The sequence below is a fragment of the Fodinibius sp. GM108 genome (genome assembly GCF_058386985.1).
On sequence record NZ_JBYEIR010000004.1, the window covers coordinates 413,569 to 425,979 of the forward strand.

Below are 12,411 nucleotides of genomic sequence, written 5' to 3' on the forward strand. Positions count from 1 at the left end.
GTCTAGCAAGTGAATTTAAACTTAAAACCGGAACGTCGTATGCTTATAACAACAATCATTTTATTTGCGCTGGCAGCGGTACTTGGTGCGGTTCTCATTACAAAAGTACTTAAAGATGAAGAAACTCCAAAGGGAGTTGTGTACAGCCATGGTGCTGCGGCTGCCATTGCATTAGTGTTACTTATTATCGCATATATAAATCAGGGTGATACGCTGATGATGACCAGCTTACTCATATTTGTGGTAGCGGCACTGGGTGGTTTTGTGATGTTTGGGCGTGATATTTCAGACAGAGATATTCCAAAGTGGCTGGCTGTGGTTCATGCCCTTGCTGCTGTAACAGCATTTGTATTGTTGCTTTTAACAGCCTTCTGGTTGTAAAAATGAGGCATCTACAAAGTAGGTTATATATGGGGTTTAAAGGCACACTGTTTAATCATCCGGTGCATCTGATGTTGGTGCATTTTCCTTCAGCACTCTTTTCGGCCGGATTTCTGTTTGATATAGCCGGAATTATTATTAGAGAGCCGCAGCTGTTTGCAGCTTCCTTTTATACGATTTCTTTGGGGGTGGCCGCCGGATTTGTAGCCGGACTTTTTGGCTTTCTGGACTATATTAAATTAGCAGATCGTCCTAAAGTTTTCAGGATTGCAGGTTGGCATGCCGGTATCCAGCTCTCTGTACTTACTGTTTTTGGGATTGTTGCGGGACTTAAATTCCGAACCTATCCCAATTTCGTACAACCGGATATTTGGCAACTAACAGCGATGGGATTAATTTTAGCTGCTATGTTATTTGGTAATTATTTGGGTGGGGAGCTGGTGTTGAAGCATAAAGTGGGATCGATTGGAAGTGAGGAGAAAAGGGAGACTGGCTAATGAAGAAATTTAAGTGTTCACGCCCGAAAGTTTATTACAGCGTTAATAAGATAATAGAAGGCACTGCCCATTGGATCGCTGGGTTTGGGATCCGATGGATAAATTCAAGTCTGCCACCTAAAATATGCCCAAGTAGTTCAAACTTGGTATCTATTATTATCCCTTATAAAATGCTTTGGCAATGGATGTAAAATGCGACGGCCGGTCCAGAAAGGCATAATGACCGGCATTATCGATGACGACCAAAGCTGCATTTTCTATGCCTTTTTCCATACGCTCAGCTTGATAGAGGGGAGCCGCCTCATCGTTTTCGCCCCATATCAGAAGTACCTCGTGTGGGATTTTCGGCAGGCACGGCTCAAGGTATTCGGTCACCGTTTGTACGAATGTTTCTCGCATAACACCGCTTAGTTTGCTATAGTCGCTAGACCCGAGGGCTTCCCACGCGGATGTTTGCCGAAGCCGTTTTAAGGCCTTTCCACGCAGCTTAGAAGGTAATATTTGAAAGGGGGCTTTAAGCAGTTTAGCAGTGTACTTTTTGAAGTAATAGGAAACAGTTCGCCTTGGTTTCATGCCGGCACCCCCGGTAATGAGAACTTTATCGATATATTGGTCAGCTCCGGAGCGGGCACAAAGTTTTAGGGTAATACGTCCGCCGAAAGAGTGAGCAAGGAGGTCCGTTTTTTCGTATCCCTGATCGCTGATAAATTGTTGGATAAGATCCGCATAGTCATCTACATTCCAGGCTTCCTGAGGTATTGATGAATTGCCGAATCCCGGCAGGTCAAGTACATAACAATCTCTGATATCAGCCAGTTGTTTGGCCAGCGGCATCATCACCTGCTTATTGCTGCCCCAGCCGTGCAAAATAATCAGAGGATGATCACTTTCTACTCCCACGCGAGAGTAGGAGATTGATAAATTTTTGTAATGATAGATCTTTGATGTCTCCATACCTGGATTATTTATAGAGGGCTTTGAAAAACCCGTGCCACCCTGGATTTGTTTCAGGGTCTTGAGCAGAAGTTATATTAGAAGCTTTTGAAGAACAATTGCTTACAGATGCTGAAAGAGATCCTGAATCAAGTTCAGGACTAAAGATTCAGCATGATATGTACGGTTTGCTAAGTCTCTTATAATATTTCATTGACAAGTTATACCTATGTATGTGTGATTACATCTAAATTTCTTTGTGGATAATACAGGAATAAGAAGCCAAACATCGAATTATTTTGGGCTTCATACAAGAAGATTTTCTGTAAGGATATAAGCCTCTGTCGGTCTTACTCTTAGGAAACGGATACAAAAACAGGGGATCTTATGAAGAGAAAAATATTTTTTTGGCTTGAGCGGTTAAAAATTACACCTGATGAGCGTAAAACTATTTCGGCATTAGTGATACTGCTCGTCTGCCTGGGAGGCTTAAATCTTTCATTGTCATCTACGGCACCCTTTGAAGATGATGATTACCGCGAACTTGAAAAGCAGTTCAATGAGCGAAAGGCAATGCTCGAAACCGAAGAGAATGAGCTGATGGCGCAGTATTATCCTGAAGAGATGGCCGAAAGAAAAGAGGAATTCGTTGCAGCAATAGATACACTGGAGAAAGACACAACAGCTGGAAAAACTGCGCAAAAAGCCACTCAGGATACGTTAGACAGCAGAATAAACATCAATACGGCATCAGAAAAAGACTTGCAAATGTTACCCGGTATAGGTCCCGCTTATGCTCAGCGAATCATCAAATATCGTGATGAAAATGGTAATTTTGAAACAATTGAAGAGCTCAAAAAAATAAAAGGAATAGCACAAAAACGACTGGAAAAATTGAAGCCATTTGTCAAACTTAAGGATTCAAAATAAATTGAAGATGAGTCCTCTATGGCTACACGTATCCTGTGGGCGGATGATGAGATCGATCAGCTGAAGCCGCATATTATTTTCTTAAAAAATAAGGGTTTTGAAGTTACTCCTGTTACCAACGGTGAAGATGCCATCACGCTGATACAGGAACAGCCTTTCGATATTATTTTTCTTGATGAACAGATGCCCGGTATGGATGGGTTGGCTACGCTTAACAGGATCAAAACGATCCAGGCGGGGCTTCCGGTTGTGATGATCACAAAAAGTGAAGAAGAGTCGATCATGGAGGAGGCAATTGGAGGCAAAATTTCCGATTACCTGATAAAGCCGGTTAATCCCAATCAGATCGTTCTTACGACAAAACGTATTCTTGAACGACACCGCATTCGCAGTGAAAAATTTGCGCAGTCGTATCTACGCAACTTTAATAAAATTTCACAGCGAATTAGTGGGGATCTTAAATGGAATGAATGGATTGAGATTTATCAGCAGCTGACTCGGTGGGATATTGACCTGGAATCAGGTGAAGAATCGCTGCGCCAGGTATTGGCCGATCAATACCAGGAAGCTAACAAGATGTTCGGCCGTTTTATTTCGCACAGTTATCAATCATGGCTCACACAATCTACGCCGAACCGACCTCCGCTTTCAGTTGATATTGTTGATGAGTATGTCCTTCCGCATGTGAAAAATAATCAGACCACGCTGTTTATGGTTATTGACTGCATGCGTTACGACCAGTGGATGGTTTTTCAGGATCTGCTGAATGAAGATTACACCATCGATACCGATTTTTACTACTCTATTTTGCCTACGGCTACACCATATTCCCGCAATGCCATATTTTCAGGGCTGTTTCCATTGGAAATTGAATCAGTTTATCCTGATTTATGGCACCAGGGAGAGGATGAAAGCTCACTCAATCGGTTTGAACAAGAGTTGCTTCATAAACAATTGGAACGCAAAGGCGTGGATGCGAATGCCAAATACGAAAAGGTACTGAATACCGAAGAGGGACAGCGCGTAACGGATAATATTCACAACTATCTGCAAGTACCGCTAAGCACGTTTGTATATAATTTTGTGGATACGCTTGTGCATTCGCGGTCTGATTCAGACGTACTTAAAGAAATTGCTCCTGATGTGCCTGCTTTTCGGTCGTTGACGAAAACGTGGTTTCAGCACTCCACGTTATACGAGATATTTAAAATTCTGGCTGAAGAAGAGATTGTTATCGTCATCACGAGTGATCACGGTGCAGTACGGGCGTTGCGAGATACGAAAGTCTATGGTGACCGGAACACTTCTACCAGCCTCCGCTATAAATACGGTCGCAATTTAACGGCCAATGAAGATGATACAATGGTCGTAAAGAATCCGAAAGATTATCAGTTACCTACACCCCGGCATTCGAACAATTATATCATTGCCAAGGAAAACTATTACTTTGTTTATCCCACTAATTATCATCAGTATCAAAATCGTTATCGGGATACTTTTTTGCACGGTGGTGCCAGTATGGAAGAGATGATTCTGCCCATTGCTACGCTGCGACCGAAGTCTATGCTATAGTGAGATCAGAGATCAGAAAAAACAAGTTATCATGCAGAAGGAATTTACGACTAATACCCCAGAAGAAACGATTGCTCTGGGAAAAAAGCTTGCAGGCGATCTGGATGCCGGAGCTATAGTCTGCTTAAAGGGAGAGCTGGGCGCTGGTAAAACTCATTTTGTCAAGGGCATGGCTGAAGGATTGGGAATAGACAGCAACGAAGTGCAATCTCCCACGTTTACGCTCATTAATGAATACCTGGGAGACCGTCAGCTCTATCATTTTGACTGCTACCGGATGGAATCTCCGCGGGAAGCGCTCGAAATTGGAGCTGAAGAATATTTTTATGGAAATGGCATCTGCGTAATTGAATGGCCGGAGCGAATTGAGTCTCTCATACCCCCTGAAGCTATCTGGATTTCTATTGAAGCTACTGACAAGAAATCCCGAAAATTTGTCATTAGAAAAAAAGTATCGTAATCCTGTATATTAAGAACCATGGCAACAAAGAAAAGACTCTCATATCGACTTGACCGGCTGCCGGTTATTTATCCGTATAACCGAAGGGCGGATAATAATATCCAGCATGGAGATCTGGTTTACTACGGACCGTGTCCGGAGTATTATGGGATCGGTGAAGTGGTAAAGTCTTTTGAAGGATATTGCATTGTTGATTTTCGAGGCACGGGCATTTTGAATATCCAGAAAGATGCTATGGCAAGAAAGTACTTGATTCCTATCCACAAGCTGAACCTCGGGCACATCCTTAAAAGCACGTAGGGAATATTGAATAGAGAACAAGGAATACCGAATTTTGAAATTCATATTTCCTTGTTCATTATCTGCGGTTGCTATCTTGCTTCATCCAACACTAGCGCAAGCGCCGCTTGTGCCTTTTAAGCAAACCCATTCATCTGTTCGAAAGTAGATCCCATTCACAACGCATTTTTCATTAGACTAGTTGTGAGGGAGTCGAACTTCCGAACTAGACTGAGGTTCACATATAATACTTGATAAGGGGAGAATTACCATTACCGCATAGGAATCATAGAAAATCGCAGAGCTGATTTTCTATGCCCCTCTGTATAATCCTCTGCGCAACTCTGTGGTTCACTTTTTTCAAAAATTGACTTCGACACCGAAAGATTGGGGAGGGGCACGAAATGATTTTCAAAAAATATTTCAAGGAATTCCGATCCCGAACTGTGGAATTTCGAAATTCATAATTCTTAGTTCATTATTCTGCGGTTCATTTAAATTCCTCGTCTTTGATGAATTCTGTTTCTTCTAGCAATTCCCCATTTCTTCGGCGCCCGATCATCCACAAAATAATACTCACCGCCAAGCCCGGATAGAATGGCTCTACGCCCAGATAGGTATAATCGTAAGTCCCCTCGCTGGTGATAGTGCCCAGGATCAGCCAGCCCAGCGAAACAGCAGTACTGCCAACCATAGTGGGTAATACCCATTGTTTTCGAAGGGAAAAGAACTTGAGGTAAACGCCCAATACCGGAACTAGCAGTCCGGGAATCATTACAGAACCAATCACATACCATAAATCAATAACGCTCGGGTACATGATGATTAGTAAGATGCCGATTATGGCAGCTATCAACGTGCTGATGCGCGTCAAAGTGTTGTTTTCAGTATCGGGAAAGAATTTAACCAACAGATCTCGTCCGAGCGTTTGTCCCGATAAAAACAAGTAACTGTCTAATGTAGACATGATTGTAGCCAGTAGTGCTACAAAGAACAATCCCTTTAACCCAATCGGCAGTATTTCATTGGCAAGATAGGGATATACCATGATTGGTTCTGCTATCTCGGGACCGAGAATAGCCCATCCGTACATTCCGCTGAAAATGGTAAGGAAATCAAAAATCGACCACAGCACAATGGAAACGAAAATGCCTCGCTTGGCTGTATTGGGATTTTTGGCTGCTGCGGCGCGCTGGTGAAAGCTCGGATCCACAAAGGTCCACAAGGCGATAAAAAACCAGACGAGAATGTATTGAAGGCTTTCCCCACCGGTAATATCACGAAAATCATCCGGTACAGATTGCCACAGGCTGTCGAGTCCCCCTGTTTCTGTGCCGGCAAACCAGATAAGAGCAATAAAACCTCCGAACATGAGGGCTATTTGCAGCATGTCGGTATGGACGACAGCATTGAACCCGCCGAACGTTACGTATGCTACGGAGAATAATGCCACACCACTGGCATACCATAGGAAATCACCCCCGCCGCCGGTTAAATATTGAAAGATCAGTCCAAGCATTAAGATATAGGGCGCCGGGCTTACGAGAATGAAAATAGGTATGGCAGAAAAACGCCCCGCCGTATCCCCATAGAAGTTACCTACAGCTTCGGGCAGAGAAAGTGCTTTGTTCATTCTGATTTTACCGGCCAGCAGCCAGGCAAAAAGGGCAGAAAAAACGTAAAAGGGGAATCCCAGTATTAGCCAGGTAGAAATCCCGTTTTGATAGCTGTATTCGCCAATGCCAAGAATGCCGCCGTACCATGTCGAGACAAGAGTGGCAACGAAAGCAGGCAGACTCATCTTTCGCCCGGAAAGCAAAAATGATTCTTCATCCAGATGCTCCCAGTCGCGCTCCCAGGTAAGATACACGAGCAGGCAAAAGTAGAGGGCAATTATTCCCCAGTCGAGCAGCGTAAATTCAAGTTCAGTCAAAAGTCAGATTTTTTTCAAATTGAGTTAATCCGCGTTTCTCACCATACATACTTTTGAAAAATATGGGTTAAAGATATTCCGAAATTGGAAAGGGTTCAACGCGCTTCTCGGGCCACGAACAGGAGCAAATCGCCGCTCTTGTGCGTTATTTTCACAGGATTTTTAATGACTTCATTGGAAGAACCGTCACGAACGCCATTTTCCAGTGCTTCATTTTTGAGAGGATATTTTAATCCGATCGTTGTAATGCCCGATACTTTGCCCGAAAGCGGAAACAGAGATATTTGTGTACCTACTTCAATATCTTCTTCAAAAGGTGTTTCGAGCAGGCGGATCTCTCCGTAATTATCAATGATTCTCAGTTCCTCGAACTTTTCATCGTACTGTTTGAGAACAGAGAGGTTTTTGAGGGTTTGATCGAGACGTAATCCAGTGGCACCAAGAATGCTGACATGTGTACACTGCTCTTTATGAGCAAGGTCGAGCGCTTTTTCCAGATCGTTTGTTTCCTGGTCGGGACGAAAAATAATTTCGAATGACGCGGTATCGAGACCCTGAAAACTATCCAGGTCGCCTACGACAGCATCCGGTGTGGCATTGAATTGAAGGGCAATATTTCCTCCGCCATCGGCTGCAATAAAGTAATCTGCGCTCGCTCGATATTTTTGGAACAGATCTTCCGTTGGAGGTTTTCCGTTGCAAAGTATGAGCACCTTTTTCATAAAGAACCCTTTTTGGAACGATTTAAGGCCAATTCAACTATTATGATACGATAAAAAGGATTAAGATTTTACCCTGAAAAAAATATTGCTTTCTTCACAGCTATATACCATTTTATTAAGCTTATTTTTCGCGGTAATTCGTTGTTATGTTTGAAAAACTTATCAAAAAATTAAAGCAGTTTGACACGGTGGGGGTATTTTCTCACATCCGCCCCGACGGTGATTGTATTGGTGCACAGGTTGCAACCTGCTTATGGTTGGAGAGGAACGACATCAACGCTTATGCATTTAACGATGATGATGTGCCGCTGAATCTACAATGGATGGCAGAGTATTTTCCTATCCAAAAACCAAAAGAAAAAGCGCTAAAAAAATGCGATGCTTTTGTGCTTTTAGATGGTAATTCGCCCAAACGATTTGGCAGTTTCTCCGATTATATTCAGGATGATCCGAAACCTACCTTTATGGTTGATCATCATCCTGATCCCCACGACGGGTTCGATCTCAGTATTTCTGTTGAAGATGCCTCCTCAACTTGTGAGCTGATATTTCATCTCTTCCTGCAAAATGATATTTCCCAGGTTGATGAAAAAGCTGCCAAAGCACTGTATACCGGTATCTTGACTGATACAGGATCGCTTCAGTATGATAGCGTAACGCCTGAGACGATGAATATCGCTTCGGAGTTATTGAGGCTTGGCGATTTTCGTCCCAATGAAGTGGCCGAAAAAGTGTTCTCAAATAAAACATTAAATCAGCTTCACTTGCTTAGTAAAGCAATGAGCACAATAGAATTATTTGAGGACAATCAGATTGCCATTATGTACGTTACCAAAGAAATGCTGGAAGAGACAAATACTACCAATGACGATTGTGAAGGCTTTGTAGCTTATCCGCTAAGCGTTACAGGCATTAAAGCTGCTATTCTTTTTAAAGCGCTTGGCGACGGCGTCAAAATGAGTCTTCGTTCAAAGAGTAATGATGTGAATGTAAACGAATGGGCTCGTGAAATAGGCGGCGGCGGCCACAAAAAAGCATCCGGTGCATGGCATCCGGGACCGCTTGAGAAAGCAATCGAAGATTTGGTAGAAATTGGATCAAAACAGCTGGTAAGTGTGGATAAGTCGTAACAAAAATAAGTCATTTCTGATGCTCAAGAGCCCCGTTCTTACAGTAGCGGTTTTCCTAGCTGTCAGCTTAACCTTTATTAGCTGTTTAGATGAAAAAAACCAACCTGAACTTTCGGAGGAAAATAAGATAAACCGGGCTCTGGGGGCTACTATGTCTCAAGTTATTGAGGATACGGTGGAGCCTTCGAATTTAGATCCTGTAAAGGAATCTCCCGCCATTGCTACTCAGCAGCAAAATGCCAATGCTCAAATCAGTGATAGTCGGCGGACCGCCATTACTCGAGCCGTTGAAAAAGTAAGTCCGGCAGTAGTGAGCATCACCGTAACTGAAATGGTGCAGGGGGGACGTCGGCTTGCTTTTGATGAGTTTTACAATCGATTCTTTTCCGTCCCTACCGAACGCGAGGTTAGCAGTATGGGATCAGGATTTATCATCAATGAGGAAGGATTGGTGGTAACAAATCAACACGTGGCAAACGAAAATGCAAAAAAGGTTGTGGTTTCACTTTCTGACGGGTCACAATATGATGCCGAAGTACTGGGTTCTGATGAGCTGGCTGATTTGGCCCTGCTAAGGATAAAAGCCGATCGTGAATTTCCTGCTGTCGAATTTGGGAATTCTGACAGTGTGCTGGTAGGGGAATGGTCGCTGGCTGTGGGCAATCCGTTCGGGTTGTTTGAGTCGGCTAAACCTTCCGTAACGGTAGGGGTTATAAGTGCTTTAAATCGTGATTTCCGTCCCAACCCCAATGAGCCGCGCGTCTATATTGATATGATACAGACTGATGCGGCGATCAACAGAGGCAATTCGGGTGGACCGCTTGTTGACAGCGAGGGTAAAGTGATCGGCGTAAATACCTTTATCTTTACCGGTGGAACAAGCAGTGGTTTTGTAGGACTTGGTTTTGCCATTCCCAGCAATCGCGTCCAGCAAATTATTCAGCAGCTGGTATCATCCGGTGAAGTTGAACTTTCCTACGATCCGGGATTCAGTACTGTAGAAATGACGTATCAGCTGGCGGCACAGTATAACTTACCTGCCGTGCGGGGATTATTGGTTAAAGGCGTAAATCGTGATGGACCGGCCTTTGAAGCAGGAATAGTTCCGGGTGATATCATTCTCAAAATTGGTGAAGAGCGTGTACAGAGCAAGATGCACGCACAGGCGCTGCTCCGGGAATTTAATGAGGGAGATTCCATGCGCGTAGAACTTTTCCGCAAAGGCGACCGCTATGAAACAAAGATGTACCTGCGCAAAAAGGTGAGGGAATGATTATTGGTTATAGGGAAATATGGTTATAGGGAAATAAATCATGCCGTCTCTAATCCTTATACCTTATACCCTTATATCCTCATACCTCTAATTCCTATTTTTCCTATCCAAAAATATTGCCACCCGCTGCTGATGCAGATCGCTCTCCCAGAATTCGGCGAATGAGTCGAGTTCAGCATTTATTGCCTTCCATCGGGTTTCGGTAATTCGCATAGCACCTTTTTTTAGATTTTTAATAAATGAACGGTCATTTTTAGTAAGGTCTTGAGCCCAACCCCAGGTTTCATTATTCAGCTCATCATTATTTGCAACACGATCGATAAGTTTGTGTTCAAGTGCTGATTGTGCACTTATCATTTTTGCTTCAGCCAGCCAGCGAAGAGCTGTCGATCGACCAACTTTTTCGACAAGACGTGTCAGCCCGCCCCAGCCGGGCGGCAAATAAAATTTTGCCTGAGTAAAACCAAACTCTGCATCTGATGAGGCGATGCAAAAATCGAAGGCGAGCATGATTTCACAACCGCCGCCATATACCGAGCCATTCACAGAGGCGATTGTCCAGCAGGGCAGTTTTTCAATCCGTGCGAGAATCGAAAGCATCCGTCGTGCCATGGACTTAGCTTTTTCGGCAGTTTTGATAGTATGGAACTCCTGAAGGTCACCGCCGGAAAGAAAAGTTTTATCGCCTCCACCAGTTAAGATGAGACAACGCATGTTTTCATCTTGCTCTATTTCATCCAGTAAATTTTCCATCTCCTCCATCACTGCAAAGTTGACGGCATTGTGAGATTTGGGCCGGTGAACAGTTACTTGACAGATATGATTTTTTTGTTCGACTTTTAGTACACTCACTGTTAGATTGTGTTGCAATTAAAAAGATTTACGGGAATTGGTTAATAAAAAATCAATCTATATGTATCTCGTTAATAAAGAAAAAATAAATCGGTCGCTTTCCGCAAAGATTGTGGATGCCCGGGTAGCTCAAGTTTTTAACTCATTCAGGGATGTATTGGTGACATCTTCGTTCGGCACAACCTCAGCAGTTATACTGCATCTGGTAAGTCGTATTAAGCCCGAGTGTCCGATCTATTTTATTGATACGGGATATCATTTTGAGGAGACGATTGCCTATAAAGAGCGAATGACACGCCTGTTGGGTTTAAATGTCATCGATTTGAGACCTGATCCCGGTCAACATGCAATGACACACAACGAGGAGCTTTGGCAAGAGAATCCGGATCGATGCTGTGAAATCAACAAGGTTGAACCGCTCGACCGCATAAAAGATCAGTATAAAGTCTGGATGTCGGGATTGATAGGATTCCAAAATCAGCATCGAAATACCCTCAATATCATGGATGATGATAACGAACTGCTCAAGTTTTATCCGCTTATCGACTGGAATACCTCATTGGTTGAAGAATATATCGAAGTTCACAGCTTGCCCGAACATCCCTTAAAAGAAAAAGGATATCACTCTGTGGGATGTACGCACTGTACCGTGAAGGGGGCAGGACGCGAGGGCCGTTGGAGTAATTTGTCGAAAACTGAGTGCGGTCTGCATCGCTAGATTTTTTGAAATACGGGTATTGGGGAATAGGGATATAAGGTTATATGGATCAGAGGCAGCACAACTTCCTTATACCCTTATTTCCTCATATCCTAAATCCTACATATCCTCAATTTCGTAATCGATCGTCTGTTTTTTAGAATTTTTGAGAAGCCACTGCTGATACTCTTCATTACCCTCCTGTTCTGTTAGTTGCAGCGATATAATGCAGGGACAATCGTAGCTGTGCAGTTCTTTGACGCGTTCAGTCAGATCCTTCACATTGTGGTATGGAGTCTTGGCAATCAGAATAGCTTCCTTATCTTCCACAATTTCACCTTCCCAGCGGTAGATCGATTCCATGCCGTCAATAATATTGACACAAGCAGCTAATTTTTCCTTAACCAGTTTTGTGCCAATGGATTTAGCTTCTTTCTTGTCTTTGGTGGTAATATAAACGAGACGGAGGTTATAAAACATGAACGGATAAATTCGTTTTCTTGGTTTCAATAAACACTGAAATCTACAAAAATCATGAAATGACTCCTAGCAATAATGAGTTTTAACAAAGGTTTAATGTTGATAACTGAGTAAAAAAGCCGTAGTTTTCGTGGCTCTGAAAATCCAGTAGTATACACTTTAACTGAGTTGAAAAATATCTGCGAGAGTGGCGGAATTGGTAGACGCGCTAGATTTAGGATCTAGTGCCTTTCAGGCGTGGGGGTTCGAGTCCCCCCTCTCGTACACTATAA

At 43.2% G+C, this 12,411-nt stretch carries 14 protein-coding genes and 1 tRNA gene; 10 read left to right on the plus strand and 5 right to left on the minus strand.

Annotated features, from left to right (window positions below; genetic code table 11):
- The first annotated feature begins 39 nt into the window (after positions 1-39).
- Positions 40-381 (plus strand): hypothetical protein, encoded by a 342-nt coding sequence (locus ACT3ID_RS09865; RefSeq protein ID WP_491541854.1) that lies wholly within the window; start codon positions 40-42, stop codon positions 379-381.
- Between the two features lie 29 nt (positions 382-410).
- On the plus strand, positions 411-878 hold the full coding sequence (locus tag ACT3ID_RS09870) for a DUF2231 domain-containing protein (RefSeq protein WP_491541855.1): 468 nt from the start codon (positions 411-413) through the stop codon (positions 876-878).
- A 156-nt stretch (positions 879-1,034) separates the two neighbouring features.
- On the opposite strand, the gene ACT3ID_RS09875 is transcribed toward ACT3ID_RS09870, so the two are convergent.
- Entirely contained in the window at positions 1,035-1,832 is a 798-nt protein-coding gene (locus tag ACT3ID_RS09875; protein WP_491541856.1) for an alpha/beta fold hydrolase, read from the minus strand.
- A 366-nt stretch (positions 1,833-2,198) separates the two neighbouring features.
- Here ACT3ID_RS09875 and ACT3ID_RS09880 point away from each other — a divergent pair, with 366 nt between their 5' ends.
- From ACT3ID_RS09880 to ACT3ID_RS09895, 4 genes are read left to right on the plus strand one after another with little or no spacing between them, the layout of a single operon-like run.
- On the plus strand, positions 2,199-2,741 hold the full coding sequence (locus ACT3ID_RS09880) for a ComEA family DNA-binding protein (RefSeq protein WP_491541857.1): 543 nt from the start codon (positions 2,199-2,201) through the stop codon (positions 2,739-2,741).
- Positions 2,742-2,759: 18 nt separating this feature from the next.
- A complete protein-coding gene (gene porX / locus ACT3ID_RS09885) occupies positions 2,760-4,313 on the plus strand; it encodes a T9SS response regulator signal transducer PorX (RefSeq protein WP_491541858.1) in 1,554 nt (517 codons plus the stop codon).
- 31 nt (positions 4,314-4,344) lie between these two features.
- Positions 4,345-4,773 carry a tRNA (adenosine(37)-N6)-threonylcarbamoyltransferase complex ATPase subunit type 1 TsaE gene (tsaE, locus tag ACT3ID_RS09890; protein WP_491541859.1) on the plus strand — a complete coding sequence of 143 codons (429 nt, stop codon included), beginning with the start codon at positions 4,345-4,347 and terminating at the stop codon, positions 4,771-4,773.
- 18 nt (positions 4,774-4,791) lie between these two features.
- Positions 4,792-5,073 (plus strand): hypothetical protein, encoded by a 282-nt coding sequence (locus ACT3ID_RS09895; protein WP_491541860.1) that lies wholly within the window; start codon positions 4,792-4,794, stop codon positions 5,071-5,073.
- Between the two features lie 469 nt (positions 5,074-5,542).
- On the opposite strand, the gene ACT3ID_RS09900 is transcribed toward ACT3ID_RS09895, so the two are convergent.
- Positions 5,543-6,985 (minus strand): sodium:solute symporter family protein, encoded by a 1,443-nt coding sequence (locus tag ACT3ID_RS09900; protein WP_491541861.1) that lies wholly within the window; start codon positions 6,983-6,985, stop codon positions 5,543-5,545.
- A 95-nt stretch (positions 6,986-7,080) separates the two neighbouring features.
- Positions 7,081-7,707: a thiamine diphosphokinase gene (locus ACT3ID_RS09905; RefSeq protein ID WP_491541862.1), complete on the minus strand. Its 627-nt coding sequence runs from the start codon at positions 7,705-7,707 to the stop codon at positions 7,081-7,083.
- A gap of 146 nt (positions 7,708-7,853) precedes the next feature.
- Between ACT3ID_RS09905 and ACT3ID_RS09910 the strand changes: the two genes are divergently transcribed.
- Both ACT3ID_RS09910 and ACT3ID_RS09915 read left to right on the plus strand, forming a co-directional pair.
- Entirely contained in the window at positions 7,854-8,837 is a 984-nt protein-coding gene (locus ACT3ID_RS09910) for a DHH family phosphoesterase (protein ID WP_491541863.1), read from the plus strand.
- Between the two features lie 151 nt (positions 8,838-8,988).
- Positions 8,989-10,110: a S1C family serine protease gene (locus tag ACT3ID_RS09915; RefSeq protein WP_491541864.1), complete on the plus strand. Its 1,122-nt coding sequence runs from the start codon at positions 8,989-8,991 to the stop codon at positions 10,108-10,110.
- 87 nt (positions 10,111-10,197) lie between these two features.
- Here the strand turns inward: ACT3ID_RS09915 and ACT3ID_RS09920 are convergent, their stop codons facing one another.
- Complete coding sequence (locus tag ACT3ID_RS09920; RefSeq protein WP_491541865.1) at positions 10,198-10,962, minus strand: enoyl-CoA hydratase/isomerase family protein; 765 nt, start codon at positions 10,960-10,962, stop codon at positions 10,198-10,200.
- Between the two features lie 61 nt (positions 10,963-11,023).
- Here ACT3ID_RS09920 and ACT3ID_RS09925 point away from each other — a divergent pair, with 61 nt between their 5' ends.
- Positions 11,024-11,680: a phosphoadenylyl-sulfate reductase gene (locus tag ACT3ID_RS09925; RefSeq protein WP_491541866.1), complete on the plus strand. Its 657-nt coding sequence runs from the start codon at positions 11,024-11,026 to the stop codon at positions 11,678-11,680.
- 99 nt (positions 11,681-11,779) lie between these two features.
- Here the strand turns inward: ACT3ID_RS09925 and cutA are convergent, their stop codons facing one another.
- Complete coding sequence (gene cutA / locus ACT3ID_RS09930) at positions 11,780-12,139, minus strand: divalent-cation tolerance protein CutA (protein WP_491541867.1); 360 nt, start codon at positions 12,137-12,139, stop codon at positions 11,780-11,782.
- 181 nt (positions 12,140-12,320) lie between these two features.
- Between cutA and ACT3ID_RS09935 the strand changes: the two genes are divergently transcribed.
- Positions 12,321-12,403, plus strand: a tRNA-Leu gene (locus ACT3ID_RS09935).
- The last annotated feature ends 8 nt before the right edge of the window (positions 12,404-12,411 follow it).